Origin of the sequence: Streptomyces sp. NPDC093085, assembly GCF_040683935.1 — a bacterium.
Lineage (GTDB): Bacteria > Actinomycetota > Actinomycetes > Streptomycetales > Streptomycetaceae > Streptomyces.
On record NZ_JBFBFB010000001.1, the window covers coordinates 1,178,426 to 1,196,118 of the forward strand.

14 protein-coding genes are annotated in these 17,693 nt (G+C 73.0%); 11 read left to right on the forward strand and 3 right to left on the reverse strand.

From position 1 onward, the window contains the following. Nucleotides 1–19 precede the first annotated feature (19 nt). From AB0O07_RS04825 to AB0O07_RS04835, 3 genes are all read left to right on the forward strand, one after another. On the forward strand, nucleotides 20–2,392 hold the full coding sequence (locus AB0O07_RS04825; protein ID WP_365626818.1) for an MMPL family transporter: 2,373 nt from the start codon (nucleotides 20–22) through the stop codon (nucleotides 2,390–2,392). A 141-nt stretch (nucleotides 2,393–2,533) separates the two neighbouring features. Beyond that, a complete protein-coding gene (locus AB0O07_RS04830) occupies nucleotides 2,534–3,784 on the forward strand; it encodes an SGNH/GDSL hydrolase family protein (protein WP_365626821.1) in 1,251 nt (416 codons plus the stop codon). A gap of 181 nt (nucleotides 3,785–3,965) precedes the next feature. Continuing rightward, on the forward strand, nucleotides 3,966–4,520 hold the full coding sequence (locus tag AB0O07_RS04835) for a DoxX family membrane protein (RefSeq protein WP_365626824.1): 555 nt from the start codon (nucleotides 3,966–3,968) through the stop codon (nucleotides 4,518–4,520). A gap of 112 nt (nucleotides 4,521–4,632) precedes the next feature. Here the strand turns inward: AB0O07_RS04835 and AB0O07_RS04840 are convergent, their stop codons facing one another. Then, on the reverse strand, nucleotides 4,633–5,646 hold the full coding sequence (locus AB0O07_RS04840; RefSeq protein ID WP_365626827.1) for an MIP/aquaporin family protein: 1,014 nt from the start codon (nucleotides 5,644–5,646) through the stop codon (nucleotides 4,633–4,635). A 355-nt stretch (nucleotides 5,647–6,001) separates the two neighbouring features. On the opposite strand from AB0O07_RS04840, the gene AB0O07_RS04845 reads away from it, so the two are divergent. Next, nucleotides 6,002–6,352, forward strand: coding sequence for a GNAT family N-acetyltransferase (locus AB0O07_RS04845; protein WP_365626830.1), 351 nt, complete (start codon nucleotides 6,002–6,004; stop codon nucleotides 6,350–6,352). 406 nt (nucleotides 6,353–6,758) lie between these two features. Here the strand turns inward: AB0O07_RS04845 and gndA are convergent, their stop codons facing one another. Beyond that, complete coding sequence (gene gndA / locus AB0O07_RS04850) at nucleotides 6,759–8,201, reverse strand: NADP-dependent phosphogluconate dehydrogenase (protein WP_365626833.1); 1,443 nt, start codon at nucleotides 8,199–8,201, stop codon at nucleotides 6,759–6,761. A 495-nt stretch (nucleotides 8,202–8,696) separates the two neighbouring features. Here gndA and AB0O07_RS04855 point away from each other — a divergent pair, with 495 nt between their 5' ends. The 7 genes from AB0O07_RS04855 (at nucleotide 8,697) to AB0O07_RS04885 (ending at nucleotide 16,613) form a co-directional block, all read left to right on the forward strand. Continuing rightward, nucleotides 8,697–9,458, forward strand: a complete 762-nt coding sequence (locus tag AB0O07_RS04855) for a DeoR/GlpR family DNA-binding transcription regulator (protein ID WP_365626836.1) — start codon at nucleotides 8,697–8,699, stop codon at nucleotides 9,456–9,458. Between the two features lie 248 nt (nucleotides 9,459–9,706). Further along, nucleotides 9,707–11,068, forward strand: a complete 1,362-nt coding sequence (locus AB0O07_RS04860) for a sugar ABC transporter substrate-binding protein (RefSeq protein WP_365626839.1) — start codon at nucleotides 9,707–9,709, stop codon at nucleotides 11,066–11,068. After that, nucleotides 11,065–12,039, forward strand: coding sequence for a sugar ABC transporter permease (locus AB0O07_RS04865; RefSeq protein ID WP_365626842.1), 975 nt, complete (start codon nucleotides 11,065–11,067; stop codon nucleotides 12,037–12,039). Before AB0O07_RS04860 ends, AB0O07_RS04865 begins: the two co-directional genes overlap by 4 nt. After that, nucleotides 12,036–12,944, forward strand: a complete 909-nt coding sequence (locus tag AB0O07_RS04870; RefSeq protein ID WP_365626845.1) for a carbohydrate ABC transporter permease — start codon at nucleotides 12,036–12,038, stop codon at nucleotides 12,942–12,944. Before AB0O07_RS04865 ends, AB0O07_RS04870 begins: the two co-directional genes overlap by 4 nt. Beyond that, entirely contained in the window at nucleotides 12,944–13,933 is a 990-nt protein-coding gene (locus AB0O07_RS04875) for a zinc-dependent alcohol dehydrogenase family protein (protein WP_365626848.1), read from the forward strand. Before AB0O07_RS04870 ends, AB0O07_RS04875 begins: the two co-directional genes overlap by 1 nt. Next, the gene (locus AB0O07_RS04880; protein ID WP_365626851.1) at nucleotides 13,930–14,904 is read left to right on the forward strand and encodes a PfkB family carbohydrate kinase; all 975 of its coding nucleotides are present in this window, start codon (nucleotides 13,930–13,932) and stop codon (nucleotides 14,902–14,904) included. Before AB0O07_RS04875 ends, AB0O07_RS04880 begins: the two co-directional genes overlap by 4 nt. A 389-nt stretch (nucleotides 14,905–15,293) precedes the next feature. Further along, nucleotides 15,294–16,613, forward strand: coding sequence for a transglycosylase family protein (locus AB0O07_RS04885; protein WP_365626854.1), 1,320 nt, complete (start codon nucleotides 15,294–15,296; stop codon nucleotides 16,611–16,613). Here AB0O07_RS04885 and AB0O07_RS04890 read toward each other — a convergent pair. After that, the gene (locus tag AB0O07_RS04890) at nucleotides 16,494–17,612 is read right to left on the reverse strand and encodes a DMT family transporter (RefSeq protein ID WP_365626857.1); all 1,119 of its coding nucleotides are present in this window, start codon (nucleotides 17,610–17,612) and stop codon (nucleotides 16,494–16,496) included. The genes AB0O07_RS04885 and AB0O07_RS04890 overlap by 120 nt on opposite strands. Nucleotides 17,613–17,693 lie beyond the last annotated feature (81 nt).

Consider the following 17,693-nt stretch of genomic DNA (forward strand, 5'->3'; position numbering starts at 1 on the left):
CCGGGACAGGAGCCGGGGCATGGACAGGGACCGGTACTGGAGCCGGGACCGGGGCCTGGACCAGGGCCGGGGTCTGGACCGAGGCCCGGATCATGGCCGGGACCGGATCCAGGACCCGCGCCGCCCCGGAGCACCCCGGCTCCCCGGCCCCGGGGTGCTCCGGCGCCTCGGGGCCTGGTGTGCGCGCCACTCCGTCCTGGTCGTCGTCGGCTGGCTGCTCGCCCTCGGCGGGGTGCACGCGCTCCAGGCCACGTTCGGCGGCACGTACTCCGACGACTTCACCCTCCCCGGCACCCCGTCCGACACCGGCGCCCGCGTGCTCGCCGCCCATGTGCCCGGCGCCGGCGGGATCGACGCCCAGATCGTCCTGCACGACCCGGACCGGCCGCTCACCGCCGTACGGGACCAGGTCGGCCGGGCCGTCACGGCGCTCCGCCGGCTCCCGCACATCCGCTCCGCCGCGGGACCGCTCCCCGCCCCGCCCGCCGGCCGGCCACCGGCCCCGGGCGCCGGGGCGCTCACCCCCGACGGGCACACCGGGTACATCACCGTCTCCTTCGACCTGCTGCCCACCGCCCTGCCCCGCTCCTACCTCGACGGCGTCGACGCGGCGGTACGGCCGCTGCGCACCGCCGGGGTCCAGGTCGAGTACGGCGGCCCGCTCGGCGAGCTGGCCCGCCCGGTCCCCGGCGACCTCACCAGCGAGGCCATCGGCTTCGCCGTCGCGGTCGTCGTCCTGCTGGCCGGCTTCGGCAGCGTCGTCGCCGCCGCGATCCCGCTGCTCACCGCCGTGCTCGCGGTCATCGTCGGGCTGGGCTGTCTGGGGCTGCTCGCCGCCGTCTTCACCTTCGCGAGCGTCTCGCCCACCCTGGCCACGATGGTCGGCCTCGGCGTCGGCATCGACTACGCGCTCTTCCTGATCACCCGTCACCGCCAGCTCCTCCAGGACGGCGCGGACCCGGTGGCGGCGGCCGGCCGGGCGACCGCCACCAGCGGGCGGGCGGTCCTCGTCTCCGGGTGCACCGTCATCGTCGCGCTGGCCGGACTGTACGTCTCCCGGATCGAGTTCATCGGCAAGCTCGGCGTCGCCGCGGCCGTCACCGTCGTCACCGCCGTCCTGGGCGCCCTCACCCTGGTCCCCGCCCTGCTCGGGCTCGCGGGCCGCCGGATCGACCGCTACCGGCTCCGCCACCCCGTCGCCGAGGGCGTCGCCGACCCGGCGGTCGTCCGTGCCGTACGCCGCCCCGGCGCCACCCGGGTCCCGGCCGGCACCGGCGGCTGGCACCGGTACGCCCACCGGGTGGCGCGCCGCCCCTGGTGGTTCCTGCTCGCCGGGGTGGTGACCGTCGGCGTGCTCGCCGTCCCGCTGCTCTCCCTCCGGCTCGGCCATATCGACGACGGCGCCGATCCCACGAGCTTCACCGACCGGCGCGCCTACGACCTGATCGCCGAGGGGTTCGGCCCGGGCGCCAACGGCCCGTTCACCCTCGTCGTCGACGCGAGCCACGTCCCCGCCGCCGACCGCCCCGCGCTCCGCGCCCGGGTGGCGAAGTCGCTCACCGGCCTCCCCGGCGCCGCCCGGATCACCCCGCTCACCCCCACCCCCGACGGCGAGGTGCTCACGGCCACGGTGCTCTCCCGCACCTCCCCGCAGTCCGCCGGGACCACCGCGCTCTTCCACCGGCTCACCGACGACGCCCTGCCACGCGCCGTGGCCGGCACCGCCGCCCGCGCCTATGTCACCGGAACGACCGCCGCCGAGCAGGACTTCCTCGCCCTGCTCGCGGCCCGGCTGCCCCTCATCATCGGGGTGGTCGTCGCGCTCTCCTTCCTCATCATCCTGCTCGTCTTCCGCGGCCTGCTCGTCGCGCTCAAGGCCGCCGTCCTCAACCTCCTCTCGATCGCCGCCTCGTACGGGATCGTCGTCGCCGTCTTCCAGTGGGGGTGGGGCGGACCCGCGCTCGGCGTCTCGGGGACCGTGCCCATCGAGAGCTATGTGCCGATGATGATGTTCGCCATCGTCTTCGGACTGAGCATGGACTACGAGGTCTTCCTGCTCGCCCGGGTCCACGAGGCATGGCGGCGCACCGGGGAGAGCGGCGGCAGCGTGGCGCACGGTCTGGAGATCACGGCACGGGTGATCACCTGCGCGGCGCTCATCATGGTCAGCGTCTTCGCCGCCTTCGTCATCAGCGACAACGTCGTGGTGAAGATGGTCGGCCTGGGGCTGGCGGTCAGCGTGCTGATCGACGCCACCGTCGTCCGGCTGCTGCTCGTCCCCGCCGTACTGACCCTCCTCGGCCCGGCCGCCTGGTGGACACCCCGGTGGCTGGACCGGATCCTGCCCCGGCCGGCCACCGAGACGCCGGAGCCGGCCCCGTACCCCCGCTGAAGCCCGTACCCCCCGATGAAGTCCGTACCTCCGCTGAACCGGATGCGCCCCGGGCCCGTGAGGGAAAGGGAGGTCACGCCTGGAGGTGGCCTCGCTTCATGTCATGGGCACGATGGTCCCTACGAGAGGCATCAACCCGTCATGAGTGGAAGCAGCGTTCTCCGCCCCGCCCCCCGCCGCACCCCCTACCGCACCGCCCGGCACGCCGCCGCCGTCCTCGCCTGCGCCGTCGCGGTGACCGCCGCCCTGCCGCAGACGGTCTCCGCCGCGCCCGCCCCGCGTACCACCCAGGTCGTCACCTGGGCCGCCAGCGCCGACCGGCTGGACACCGCGGCCGCCGACCGCACCCACCGCCTCGTCCTCCGGGTCAGCGCGGGCGGCAGCGCGCTGCGGATCCGGCTCTCCAACGCCTTCGGCGACCAGCCGGTGACCTTCGGCGGCGCGTACGTCGGTACGGCGGACTCCGGCGCGGCCGTGGTGCCCGGCACCAACCGCGCGCTCACCTTCCGGGGCGCCGCTTCGGTCACCGTACCGGCGGGCGGCTCCGTCTACAGCGACCCGCTGCCCGGCACCGTACGGCCCTTCTCCGACCTGGCCGTCAGTCTGTACGTGGCGGCGGCGTCCGGCACCGCCACCGGCCATGTGCTGGGCCATCAGACCTCGTACATCGCGCCCGCCGGTGACCACGCGGCGGAGGACGCGGCCACCGCGTACACCCAGACGACCCGGTTCCGCTACTACCTCGACGCCGTGGTGACCGACGCGCCGCGCGGCACCGGGGCCGTCGCCACACTCGGCGACTCGATCACCGACGGCGTGGGATCCACCGCCGACACCAACCGCCGCTGGCCCGACTTCCTCGCGCGGCGGCTCGGCGCGGAGCCGGGCTCCCGGATCAAGGGCGTCGCCAACGAGGGGATCTCCGCCAACAAGGTGCTCACCGACGGCGCGGGGGAGAGCGCGGTGAAGCGGCTGGACCGGGATGTGCTCTCCCAGCGCGGGGTGCGGACGGTGGTGCTGCTCGAAGGCGTCAACGACATCAAGGCCACCCCGGCGCCCACCGCGGCCCAACTGATCGCCGCGTACCGCGACATCATCGCGCGCTCCCACGCCGCCGGTCTCTGCGCGGTCGGGGCGACCGTCCTGCCGTACCAGGGCTGGCCGGAGTGGAAGGAGAGCGGCGAGGCGGTCCGGCAGGAGGTCAACGCCTTCGTCCGGGAGAGCGGGGAGTTCGACGCCTTCGTCGACCTCGACGCGGCGATCGCCGATCCGGCCGCCCCGGCGAAGATGCTGCCCGCGTACGACAGCGGGGACCATCTGCACCCGAACGACGCGGGGATGGAGCGCATGGCCGGCACCGTCGACCCGGCCGCGCTCCGCTGCGACCGGTAGCGGCGGGAGGCTCCCTGTGGTCACCCGCGACCCGTGCATCCGTACACCCGTTCACTCGTCCACCCGTACGGCTTAGCAACGGATCCCGCTCGCACCCCGCCCGGCCGAGAGTGGAGAGGCGGCCCGGAACCTCTCCGGGACGCGGACACCGCCCCCTCCGCACCGACCCCCGGAGCCCGCCATGACCTGTTCTGTCCGACGCGATCTCGGCCTGCTCGCCCTGCGGCTGGGCACCGGTGCGGTGCTCGCCGCGCACGGCACCCAGAAACTCTTCGGCTGGTTCGGCGGGGGCGGCCTCGACGGCACCGCCCAGGCCATGGAGGCCATGGGGTTCCGCCCGGGACGGGAGAGCGCGCTCGCCTCCGGGCTCGCCGAGACCGGCGGCGGGGTGCTGCTGGCGCTCGGTCTCGCCGCCCCGGCGGCCGGCGCCGCGGCGGCCGGCGGGATGGCGGGCGCGGTGGCGGTCCACGCGCCCAGCGGCTTCTTCATCCAGTCGGGCGGCTTCGAGTACCCCGCCGTCCTCGGCTGGACGGCGGCCTGCATCGGGCTGATGGGGGCGGGCCGCTACTCCCTCGACCACGCCACCTGCCATGTCTTCGACCAGCACTGGATGGTCCCGGTGGCCTTCGCGGCCAGCGCCGCCGCCGCGGTCGTGGTGATCGGCAAGCGCAACCAGGGGCTCGCGGCCCGGAAGGACGCGGGCGGCGCGGACGCCGCCCCGGCCGAGGGCGCCTGACGGCCGTACGGGTACGGACGAAGACCGCACGGACGAGGGGTGGGCCACCGGCAACGGCGGCCCACCCCTCGTACGTGCCCGCCGCGAACCCGGCGCGGCGACCCCCCCCGCGCTAGCGCTCCGCCGGCGGGGGCGGGGTGCCGTCGGACGGCCGCTCCTCGGTGGGGAATTCGGTGGGGGAGCCGCCGGTGAGCGGCTCGCGGGTGGCCGGGGTCTCCCTCGGGGCCTCCCTGGTGGGGACCTCCTCGGCCGGGACCCGGCCGGCCACATTCGGTCCGATCCGCGCCTTGAGCACCGGGGCGATCAGCCGCTCGTACACCTGCGAACCGATGATGCCGCCGATGAGCGGACCGACGATCGGGATCCACATGTAATGGCTGTACCACTGATAGGTGCCCGGCACGGCGATCGAGCCCCACCCCTCGAACCAGGTGAAGAGCCGGGGCCCCAGGTCGCGGGCGGGGTTGATGGCGTAACCGGCGTTCGTCCCGAAGGTGAGTCCGATCGCGAAGACCACCAGACCGGTGAGGAACGGGCCGAGATTGGAGCCCGGCGCCAGATTCTTCGTGTCGATGAGCGCGCAGATCAGCAGCAGCAGAATCGCGGTGCCCACGATCTGGTCGAGCAGCGGCCCCCACCAGGAATTCCCGAAATACTCGGCAGGGAAGGTGGCGAAGATGGAGTACGTGGCGAGGGACTGGTCCCGGGGGAGCCTCGCCTTGGCATTGAACGCGTCGATCGCCCAGTGGTACGAGGCATAGACGAGCGCCGCCCCGGTGAACGCCCCGAGCAACTGGGCGCCCCAGTACGGCAGCACCTTCCGCCAGGCGAGCGTCCGCCGGACCGCGAACGCGAGGGTCACCGCCGGGTTGAGGTGCGCGCCGCTGATCCCGCCGGCCACATAGACCCCGAAGACCACGGCGAGGCCCCACCCCCACGAGATGATGAGCCAGTTCCCGGGGCCGAACGGCTCGGCCTGGCGGCCGGATCCGGGCAGCCCCACCACGGCGACGGCCACGGATCCGGCGCCCAGCAGGAGCAGCACGAACGTGCCCAGGAACTCGGCGATCAATTCACCGCCGAGGCCCTCCGGATATCCCCTTCGGCGTGGACTGCGTACAGCCATGTGCTCTCCTTTTCCCGGGCGGCTCCCGCCACCGCGCACCACACCTGACCGACGCTAGGGGCGGCGCGGAAACGCCGCGTCCGGACGGCCGGGGGAGGGCGCCGGGTATTCCGCCCGACGGAGTACGGCAGACCGGTGATTCCGCGCGCCGCGCTGGGGTGAGGAATTCCGGAAAGGGCGTCGGCGCGGGCACGGAAGGGCAGGAAACCCCCGGAAATCGGCGCGCGCTCCCCGCGTTCGAGGACGGTACGGCGGGCGGGATCCAGGGCCGTGCGGTATTCCTCGCGGGGCTGTCCGCCGTCCGGGCGACGCCGGTGCGACCCATCCGGCCGACCAGCAGGGAGACGACAGGCCCATGGCAGATCTGAACATCCGTGACAACCGGCCCCGGGGCCGCTTCGAGGCGTACGAGGACGGGCAGGCCGTCGGCTACCTCGACTACTTCCTGCTGGCGGCGACCCCGCAGGCCCCCGCCGTCCCCGCGACCCTGGTCCTGCTCCACACCGAGGTGGGGGCCGCGTACGAGGGGAAGGGCGTCGCGGGCACCCTGGTCCGCGAGTTCTACGCGATGGCCGGGCGCGAGGGCGCCTATGTCGTCCCGCTCTGCCCGTACGCGGCCCGCTGGGCCCACCGTCACCCCGAGGCGGCGCCCGAGGCCCCGGCGGAGACGGTCGAGGCGGCCAAGGCGCAGGCCCGCTCCGAGTGACCGGCGGGGCGGGCCGGCGCGGTCACCGGCGGCCGGCGGAGCGGCCTGAGGGCGGCCGGAGGGTGCGATCACCGGCGTACGTATGGATCCGGCGCGCGGGGGCACGCGCCCCGGGAGACATTGGAAACACACGCCCCCGCACCTCTGGAGGCCCGGCATGACCAGCCCGTACCCCGACCCGGTACCGCCGCCCGCGCCGACCCCGCCGCCCGGACCGCCGGGACCCGGCCCGGGCCCCGACCCGGTCCCCCCGGGCCCCGCGCCGTCCCCGGTGCCCACCCCGCCGGGTCCGGCGCCCATCCCGGGGCCCGACCCGGTCCCGGGACCGCCGGACCCCGGCCCGGTGCCGCAGCCGGAGCCGCAGCCCGCGCCGGGGCCCTTGGGGTGACGGTGATACGGAACCGTCTCAGCCGGTCTTGACCTCGGAGCGGTCGCCGCCCCACAGCGTGTGGTACGAGCCGTCACGGTCCGTACGCCGGTAGGTGTGCGCCCCGAAGAAGTCGCGCTGGCCCTGGGTCAGCGCGGCCGGCAGCCGCTCGGCGCGCAGCGCGTCGTAGTACGCCAGCGCCGCCGCGAAGCCCGGCGTCGGAACGCCCTGGTGGACACCGGAGGCGACCACCGCGCGCCAGTCCTCCTGCGCCGCGCCGATCTCCTCGGCGAACTGCTTGTCGGAGAGGAGGCTCGGCAGGTCGCGCTGGGCGTCGTACGCCGCGCGGATCCGGTCGAGGAACGCGGCCCGGATGATGCACCCCGCCCGCCAGATCGCGGCGATCGAACCGAGGTCCAGGTCCCAGCCGTACTCCGCGCTGCCCGCCTGGAGCTGGTGGAAGCCCTGCGTGTACGAGACGATCTTCGACGCGTAGAGCGCCTGCTCGACCTGGGCCGCGAACCGGGCCGCCTCCTCCTCGCCCAGCGGCACCGCCGTCGGGCCCGGCAGCGACCGGGACGCCTCGCGCAGCCCGGCGTGGCCGGAGAGCGAGCGGGCGAAGACCGCCTCGGCGATACCGGAGACCGGAACACCCAGGTCGAGGGCGATCTGCACGGTCCAGCGGCCGGTGCCCTTCTGCTCGGCCTGGTCGGTCACCACGTCCACGAACGGCTTGCCGGTCGCCTCATCCGTATGGGCGAGGACCTCGGCCGTGATCTCGATCAGATACGAGTCGAGACGGCCGGTGTTCCACTCCTTGAAGGTCTCCGCGATCTTCGCGGGGGAGTACCCGGCGACCGACCGCAGCAGGTGGTACGCCTCGGCGATGAGCTGCATGTCCGCGTACTCGATGCCGTTGTGCACCATCTTGACGAAGTGGCCCGCGCCGTCCGGGCCGATATGCGTCGAGCAGGGCGTGCCGTCCTTCGCCTTCCCGGCGATCTTCTCCAGCAGCGGGCCGAGGGACTCGTACGACTCGGTCGAGCCGCCGGGCATGATGCTCGGCCCGTGCAGCGCGCCCTCCTCGCCGCCGGAGATACCGACGCCGACGAAGTGGATCCCGCGCTCGCGCAGGGCCTGCTCGCGCCGCCGGGTGTCCGCGAAGTGGGCGTTGCCGCCGTCGATGATGACGTCGCCCTCCTCCAGCAGCGGGGCGAACTCCTCGATCACCGCGTCGGTCGCCGCGCCCGCCTTCACCATGATCACCAGCCGGCGCGGACGCTCCAGCGCCGCCACGAACTCCTCGGCCGACTCCGCGGCGACGAACGTGCCCTCGTCGCCGAACTCCTCCACCAGGGCACGGGTCTTCGACGCGGTGCGGTTGTGCAGGGCGACGGTGAATCCGTTGCGGGCGAAGTTACGGGCGAGGTTGCGGCCCATCACCGCGAGTCCGGTGACACCGATCTGGGCTGTACCACTCATGCGTGTGCTCCTGGGTATTCCGTCGAATTCTGCCGTGCCCCGCCAGTAAAGACCCCCGCCCCCGGACGCGCCAAGAAAGACCCGGTCCGTACGGGGACGGCCTCACGAGGGCGCCGGGGAGGGATACGTACCGCCGGACACCGCCGTTCACCCCGCGACGCCCCGGCGACGCCGCCGCCGGGAGCCCGCGCCGGGCCCGCCGGCAGGGGCATCGGAGGCCGCCCGATCGTGCCCGTATGCCCGTTCCGTTTCCGGTGATGACACGGACGCATCGGGCACCGATCGGGCACGATCCGGGCACCGATCGGGCAGTGATCCGCGCAACACCCGCCCCTGCGAGGGGTCTGGCCTGGGAAGGAATCGAAAACATAACGGGCAGACTCGGACCCACTCAGTGCTGTGAAGGGCCTGGTCGTGACAGGTTGCCTGCTTGTAAAAACTACGCATGAGCCCGAACGGGTGCTGAACAGCGTCAGAGCAGGGAAGTGTGTGGTCGTGGACACCGACGAGCGCCGACGAGAGATCCTGGAAATCGCCCGGAGCGACGGGTCAGTGGAGGTCACCGCACTGGCCGGCCGGCTCCAAGTGGCCAAGGAGACCGTACGGCGGGACCTGCACGCCCTGGAGGGACACGGACTGGTCCGGCGCACCCACGGGGGCGCCTATCCGGTCGAGAGCGCCGGGTTCGAGACCACCCTCGCGGTACGGACCACCCGGCTCGTCCCGCAGAAGTCACGGATCGCGGCGGCGGCGGCCGATCTGCTGGGGGACGCCGAGACGGTCTTCGTCGACGAGGGCTTCACCCCCCAGCTCGTCGCCGAGGCGCTCCCGCGCGACCGGCCGCTGACCGTGGTGACCGCCTCGCTCGCCGTGGCGACCGCCCTCGCGGACGCCGAGAAGATCGCCGTACTCCTCCTCGGCGGGCGGGTGCGCGGCTCCACCATGGCCACCGTCGACCACTGGACCACCCGGATGCTCTCCGAGTTCGTCATCGACCTGGCGTACGTCGGGGCCAACGGCATCTCGCGCGAGTACGGTCTGACCACCCCCGACCCCGCCGTCAGCGAGGTCAAGGCGCAGGCGATGCGGAGCGCCCGCCGCCGGGTCTTCGCCGGGATCCACACCAAGTTCGGCGCCGTGAGCTTCTGCCGCTTCGCCGAGGTCGGTGACTTCGAGTCCATCGTCACGGACTCCGGACTGCCCTCGGCCGAGGCCCAGCGCTACTCACTGCTCGGGCCACAGGTCATCCGCGTCTGACGGCCGCCCGGCGCCCGCACCGGCCGCTCCCGTACGCCGGTCACCCGCGCCGCACCGTCCCCGCCGGATCCGTCCGTACGAGATCCACCCCACTCGACTTCTCCAGAGCTTGGACCCACCCGAACCCCCTTGGACCCACCCGAACACCACGGGAAACACCCGCCCCACGGTGCGCACCGGCCACACGGCCTCGCCGCCCCCCTTCCTCACCACTCCCACTCCCTACCCGAATGATCAGGAGATCTCACATGCCACTCCAACAACGACGTCGCGCGATCCGTCTCCGCGTGGGCGCGAGCGCGGCCCTCATGGCGCTGCTCGCGGGATGCAGCGGCGCGGGTGGTGGCTCCTCCGCCGGCGGGAGTGACACGCTCAACGTGCTCATGGTGAACAACCCGCAGATGGTCGACCTCCAGAAGCTGACCGCGGAGAACTTCACCAAGGAAACCGGCATCAAGGTGAACTTCACCGTCCTGCCGGAGAACGACGTCCGCGACAAGATCACCCAGGACTTCTCCAACCAGGCCGGCCAGTACGACGTGGCCACCATCAGCAACTTCGAGGTGCCGTTCTACGCGAAGAACGGCTGGCTCCACTCGCTCGACGAATACACCGACAAGGACAAGGAGTTCGACCAGGGGGACATCCTCAAGCCCCTCTCCGACTCCCTCACCGCCGAGGACGGCAAGCTCTACGGCCAGCCCTTCTACGGCGAGTCGTCCTTCCTGATGTACCGCAAGGACGTCTTCGAGGCGAAGAAGCTGACCATGCCCGAGAAGCCCACCTGGCAGCAGGTCGCCGACCTCGCCGCCAAGGCGGACGGCGCCGAGAAGGGCATGCGCGGCATCTGCCTGCGCGGTCTGCCCGGCTGGGGCGAGGTCATCGCGCCGCTGACCACCGTCGTCAACACCATGGGCGGCACCTGGTTCACCAAGGACTGGGAGGCGCAGCTCACCTCGCCCGAGTTCACCAAGGCCACCCAGTTCTACGTCGACCTCGTCCGCGACCACGGCGAGGCGGGCGCCCCGCAGGCCGGCTACGCCGAGTGCCTGAACAACATGACCCAGGGCAGGTCCGCCATGTGGTACGACGCCACCGCCGGCGCCGGCTCGCTGGAGGCCAAGGGCTCCCCGGTCAAGGGCAAGATCGGCTATGTGCCGGCCCCGGTCGACAAGACGGAGAGCTCCGGCTGGCTCTACACCTGGGCCTGGGGCATGCAGAAGGCGTCCAAGAAGACCGACAGCGCCTGGAAGTTCATCTCCTGGGCGTCCAGCAAGAAGTACGAGACCCTCGCCGGTGAGAAGGTCGGCTGGTCGAACGTCCCGGCCGGCAAGCGCGCCTCCACCTACGAGAACCCCGAGTACCTGAAGGAAGCCTCCGCCTTCGCCCAGGTCACCAAGGACGCCATCGCCAGCGCCAACCCGACCGACCCGGGCACCCAGCCCCGGCCCACCGTCGGCATCCAGTTCGTCGACATCCCCGAGTTCACCGACCTCGGCACCAAGGTCTCGCAGGAGATCAGCGCCGCCATCGCCGGCAAGAAGACCGTCGCCGAGGCGCTGAAGAACTCGCAGGCGCTGGCCGAAAAGGTGGGCAAGGACCAGAAGTGAGTACCCCCGTCAGCACCACCCCCCTCGCCCCGGCCGGTGCGCCCCGCAAGGCGGCGCACCAGGCCGGGGGCGGCTCCCGGGCCCGCGCGTGGGCCACCCGGGCGCCCCTGCTGCCCGCCCTGATCTTCCTGATCGCGGTCACCCAGCTCCCCTTCGTGGCCACGCTGGTGATCTCGCTCTTCGACTGGAACTCGCTCGCCCCCGACCAGCGCTCCTTCGCCGGACTCGGCAACTACGGCGAGGTGTTCACCGACGCGTCCCTGCGCGACTCGGTCATCACCACCGTGCTGCTCACGGCCACCGTCGTGATCGCCAGCGTCATCCTCGGACTGCTCCTCGCGCTCCTGCTCGACCGGAAGTTCCTCGGCCGGGGCTTCGTCCGTACGCTGCTGATCACACCGTTCCTGCTGGTCCCGGTCTCCGCCGCGCTCATGTGGAAGCACGTCCTCTACAACCCCGAGTACGGGCTCCTCAACGGCGGCTGGGCCTGGTTCACCGGACTCTTCGGGGTGGAGAACCCCGCACAGCCCGACTGGGTCTCCGACATGCCGCTGCTCGCCGTCGAGACCGCGCTGATCTGGCAGTGGACGCCGTTCATGATGCTCATCCTCCTCGCCGGCCTCCAGAGCAGGCCGGCCGAGATCATGGAGGCGGCCAAGCTGGACGGCGCCACCGGATGGCAGATGTTCGGCTATCTGACCCTGCCCCATCTCCGCCGCTACCTCGAACTCGGCATCCTGCTCGGCTCGATCTACATCGTGCAGAACTTCGACGCCGTGTTCACCCTCACCTCCGGCGGGCTCGGCACCGCCAACCTGCCGTACACCATCTACCAGACCTTCTACCAGGCTCACGAGTACGGACTCGCCTCCGCGGCCGGGGTCGTCGTCGTGATCGGCACCATCGTGATCGCGACCTTCGCCCTGCGGGTGGTCTCGTCCCTCTTCAGCGAGGAGGCGTCCCGCGCATGAGTGCCCTCTCCGTGCCCGGCACCGCCGCGGCGGTCCGGCCGCAGGCCGACAAGATCAACAAGTACGCCCCGGCGGCCCGGCGGGCGAGGCGGCGCTCCGCCGGTCTCGGCCTGCTCGCCTGGATCGTCGGCATCGTCTTCTGCATGCCGGCCCTGTGGATGCTGCTCACCTCCTTCCACACGGAGGCCGACGCGGCGACCAACCCGCCCTCGCTCACCGCCGGGCTCACCCTCGACAGCTACCGGGTCTTCTTCGGCGAGGGCGGCGGCGCCAGCCCCTGGCCGCCGCTGATCAACTCGGTGATGGCGTCGGTCTTCTCCACGGTCTTCGTGCTCCTGCTCGCGCTGCCGGCGGCGTACGCGCTCTCCATCAAGCGGGTGGAGAAGTGGACGGACGTCATGTTCTTCTTCCTCTCCACGAAGATGCTGCCGGTGGTCGCCGGGCTGCTGCCCATCTACCTGTTCGCGAAGAACGCCGGGATGCTCGACAACATCTGGCTGCTCGTCATCCTCTACACGTCGATGAACCTGCCGATCGCGGTCTGGATGATGCAGTCGTTCCTCGCCGACGTACCGGTCTCCATCATCGAGGCCGCCCAGGTGGACGGCGCCAGGCTGCCGACCGTGCTCACCCGGGTGGTGGCGCCGGTCGCCATGCCGGGCATCGCGGCGACCTCCCTGATCTGCTTCATCTTCAGTTGGAACGAGCTGCTCTTCGCCCGGGTCCTCACCGGCGTGACCGCGCAGACCGCCCCGGTCTTCCTGACGGGCTTCGTCACCAGCCAGGGCCTCTTCCTCGCCCAACTCTGCGCGGCGTCCGTCGTCGTCTCCCTGCCGGTGCTCGCCGCCGGCTTCGCCGCCCAGGACAAGCTGGTCCAGGGCCTTTCTCTTGGAGCTGTGAAGTAATGAGGGCTGCGATCGTCGAAGCCGTCGGCAAGGTCTCCGTCACGACGGTTCCCGACCCGACCCCCGGCCCTCGGGATGTGGTGGTCTCCGTCGCCTCCTGCGGACTCTGCGGTACGGATCTCCACATCCTCCAGGGGGAGTTCGCGCCCACCCTGCCGATCGTCCCGGGCCACGAGTTCGCCGGGGAGATCGTCGGACTCGGCAGCGACGTCACCGAGCTGAGCATCGGGGACAAGGTCGCCGTCGACCCCTCCCTGTACTGCAACGAGTGCCGCTACTGCCGGACCGGCCGGGGCAACCTCTGCGACCGGTGGAACGCGATCGGCGTCAGCAAGCCCGGCGGCGCCGCCGAGTTCGCCGTCGCGCCCGTCGCCAACTGCGTCAAGCTCCCCGACCACATCGACGTCAAGGACGCCGCGCTCATCGAGCCGCTCTCCTGCGCGGTCCGCGGCTACGACGTACTGAAGTCGACGCTCGGCGCCGAGGTGCTGATCTACGGCTCCGGCACCATGGGCCTGATGATGCTGGAACTGGCCAAGCGGACCGGCGCCGCCTCCGTCGACATGCTCGACGTCAACCCGGAGCGGCTGGCGACCGCCGGACGGCTCGGCTGCTCGCGCTCCGCCGCCTCGGCCGACGAGTTCGACCGGCCCACCGGCTGGGACCTCGTCATCGACGCCACCGGCAACGCCCGCGCCATCCAGGACGGCCTCGGCCGGGTCGCCAAGGGCGGTACCTTCCTCCAGTTCGGGGTCGCCGACTACGCGACCACCGCCGTGATCGAGCCGTACCGCATCTACAACCAGGAGATCACCATCACCGGCTCCATGGCGGTGCTGCACAGCTACGAGCGGGCCGCCGCGCTCTTCGCCTCCGGTGTGCTCGACCCGGCCGTCTTCATCAGCGACCGGCTGCCGCTGGAGCAGTACCCGCAGGCCATCGAGAAGTTCAAGGCGGGCCAGGGACGGAAGATCGTGGTCGAGCCGTGACCGACCCGACCACCCCGGGGGCAGGCACGGAACCCGCCCCCGATCCCGCCCCCGGGCCCGGCGCCGTCCTGGTGATGGGGGAGGCCCTGATCGACCTCGTCCCCGTACCGGAGGAACCGGCGGGCTACCGGGCCGAGCCCGGCGGCGCGCCCGCCAATGTCGCGGCGGGGCTCGCCCGGCTCGGTACGCCGAGCTGGTTCGCCGGGGCGCTCGGCGGCGACGGGTTCGCCCGGATGATCGAGGACCGGCTGCGCTCGGCGGGGACCGAACTCGGCCTCTGCGCACGCTCGGAGCTGCCCACCACGCTCGCGGTCGCCGACCCGGGCCCGGACGGCACCACGTACCACTTCCACCTCGGGGACACGGCGACCTTCCGGCTGCCCGACCTCTCCGCGCGGGTGGACCGGTTCGCCGCCGTGTACGTGGGCGGGGTCGCCGCCGTCGTCGACCCGGCCGCCGACGCGGTCGCCGCCACCGCCCGCGCGGGCGCCGCCGCCTCGCTCCTCGTGGTCGACCCCAACGTCCGCGAGGACCGCACCATCGACCCCGTACGGGCCGGCCGGCTGCTCCGCGAACTCTGCGGGGCCGCCCAGGTCGTCAAGGCCAGCGACGAGGACCTGGCCCGGCTCTGGCCCGGCACGGACCCCGACGAGAGCGCCCGCCGCCTTGCCCGGGAGGGGCGCCTCGTGGTGCTCACCCGGGGCGCCCGGGGCGCCACCGCGTACGCCGGGGAGCGCGAGCCGGTCTCCGTGCCCGCCGTCCCCGTCGAGGTGGTCAACACCATCGGCGCCGGGGACGCGTTCATGGCCGGCGTCCTCAACTGGCTGACCACCCACGGCGCGGACACCGGCGTCGGCGTCGCCGCGCTCCCCCGGGAGCAGGTGACCCGGATGCTGGGCTTCGCCGCCCGCGTGGCCGCCTCGGTCTGCGCCCGGACCGGCACCGAGCCGACCCGGCCGCCCGGCACCTGACGGACCGGCCGGTACGGCCACGGCCGGGCCCACGCCACGGCGAGGGGGCGGGTACGGAGCGGATCGCACCGCCCCGTACCCGCCCCCTCGGTATGTGCCCGGCCGCCCCCCCCGCCTGTCGTCCCCGCCTGTCGTCCCCGCCCGTCGTCCCCGCCCCGCCGTCCCGCCCCTTCAGGCCCCCGGGGGCAGGTCCCCGGGGCACCTTTCCGTGAACGGCGGGCGAATTTCCGGGACCGGCGGACACGGCGGGGTCCGGGATGGCACGCTGTGTGCCGATACGCGGCCGACCGGTGACCGGGGCGGGGCCGGTGAGCCCTTGTCACGATCATTGCCCTGGCTTTACGTTGGCCGCTGCGATATGTCCTAACCAGCCCGTGGGGGAGCCCATCATGGCCGCGACCGGACGGCACCGCCGACACCAGCCGAACCGCCTCAACCGCGCCTCGCTCACCGTCACGGCCGGCGGCGCCGGCATGGCGCTGCCGCTGCTGAGCGCCGCGACCGCGCACGCCGCGCCGGTGGACGTCTGGGAGAAGGTCGCCGCCTGCGAGTCGACGAACAACTGGCAGATCAACACCGGCAACGGCTACTACGGCGGGCTCCAGTTCACCCAGTCCACCTGGGAGGCGTACGGCGGCACCCGCTACGCGGCCCGCGCCGACCTGGCCACCAAGGACCAGCAGATCGCCATCGCCGAGAAGGTGCTCAAGGGCCAGGGCCCCGGCGCCTGGCCCGCCTGCTCGGTACGGGCCGGACTGACCCGGGGCGGCGACGCCCCGCAGATCACCCCGGCCTCCGCCCCCGCCGCCTCCACCGCCAAGGCCGCCGCCAAGACCGGCCTCACCGAGGCGGAACAGGCCGCCAGGACCGAGAAGCTCGCCAAGGCGGTACGGGCCGAGCGGACCAGGGCGGCCTCGCCCACCTCCGTACCGACCCGGCGCGAGGGATACACCGTCGCCCGGGGCGACACGCTCTCCCGGATCGCCGTCGAGGAGTCCGTCAAGGGCGGCTGGCAGCGGCTGTACGAGCAGAACCGCCAGGTCGTCGGCGACGACCCGGACCTGATCTTCCCCGGGCAGAAACTGGTCCTCCAGGCGCCCGCCAAGAGCGGCACGTCCACCGCGACCCCGCCGAAGGCGAAGGAGACGGCGAAGCCCGTCCCCGGCCAGAAGCAGGCGCAGAAGCAGACCGCCAAGCCCAAGGAGACGGCGAAGCCCCAGCCGGAGCGCACCCAGCAGGCCAAGCCGAAGCCGGAGGAGAAGCGGCAGGCCACGGCGGAGGCCCCGGCCCCCGCCAAGCCGAAGACCGGCGGTCTGACCGCCCCGGTCAACGCCTCCACCGGCACCCCCTACCACCAGTCGGGCTCCTGGGCCAGCGGCTACCACACCGGCGTCGACTTCCCGGTCCCCACCGGCACCTCGGTCAAGGCGGTCGCGGCCGGCCAGGTGGTCTCCGCCGGGTGGGGCGGCGCCTACGGCTACCAGGTGGTCATCCGGCACGCGGACGGCAAGTACAGCCAGTACGCGCACCTCTCCGCGCTCACCGTCCGCGAGGGCCAGAGCGTCAGCGGCGGTCAGCGCATCGCCCGCTCAGGATCCACCGGCAACAGCACGGGACCGCACCTCCACTTCGAGATGCGCACGGGGCCCGGTTACGGCTCCGACATCGACCCCCTCGCCTATCTGCGGGCCGGCGGCGTCCGCCTCTGAGCCGCCCGGGGCACCGTCTGGACCGTACGAGTCGCCCGGGCCGTACGAGTCACCCGGGCCGGCCGTGCCGTCCACGGACCGGTCCGGCGCGCGGCCGGGCCCTGCGGCCGGTGCCGATGACCCCGCCTCGCCCTGGCGCGCGGCCCGCGCCGCCCGCGCCCGCTCACGGGCCGCCGCGGCGGCCGTCCGCTCCGCCGTGAGCAGCACCAGACCGCCCGCCGCGACCAGTCCCGAGGTCAGCGCCAGAACCGTGCCGAGCGTCCCGTACCGGAACTCCTCGCCGAAGAGCGTCAGCCCCACGGCCGCCGCCACCACCGGGTTCACCACCGTGACCGTGGCGAGCGGCGCGGCCAGCCCCGCGCCCCGGTAGGACGCCTGCGACAGCAGCAGCCCGCCCGCCGCGAGCACCGCGATCACCGCCAGGGTCGGCACCAGCACGGCCACCCCGCCCGAGCGGTCCACCGCCACGGTCTTCGTGAAGACCGAGGCGATCCCGAACGCGACCCCCGCCGACGCGGCGAGCAGCACGCTCCGCACCACGGGCCGCCCCACGAACTGCGCGGCCAGGAAGACCACCCCCACCGCGCCGAACGTCGCCGCGCCCAGCACCAGCCGCTCCCCGCCGCCCAGCCCGTGGGTGTCCCTGCCGTCGGTGAGCGCCAGCAGCCCCGCCAGCCCCACCGAGGCCAGCAGCGCGCCCCGCCACGCGGTCCGCCCGGCCCTGCGCCCCACGAAGAGCGCCGCCATGGGCAGCGCGAAGACGATGGTGAGCGCCCCCAGCGGCTGGACGACGCTCAGCGGCCCGTACGCCAGCGCCACGACATGGAGCGCCGCCCCGGCCCCGTTGAGCGCCACGGCGGCCCACCACACCCCGTGGTGGAGCGGCGCGTAGGGACGGGCGGGGGTGTCCGTGGCGACACGCTCCTGGAGGATGGCCCCGGCCGCGTAGGCGACCGCGGAGACCAGGGAGAGCAGGACGGACAGGGAGAGTGCGCTCATGTCTCCACGATCTCTCTCCGCCCCGCTTCGCGCGTCGTCCGGCGGAGGTCATTCGGCGGTACTGCCGTGGTTGTACTCCAG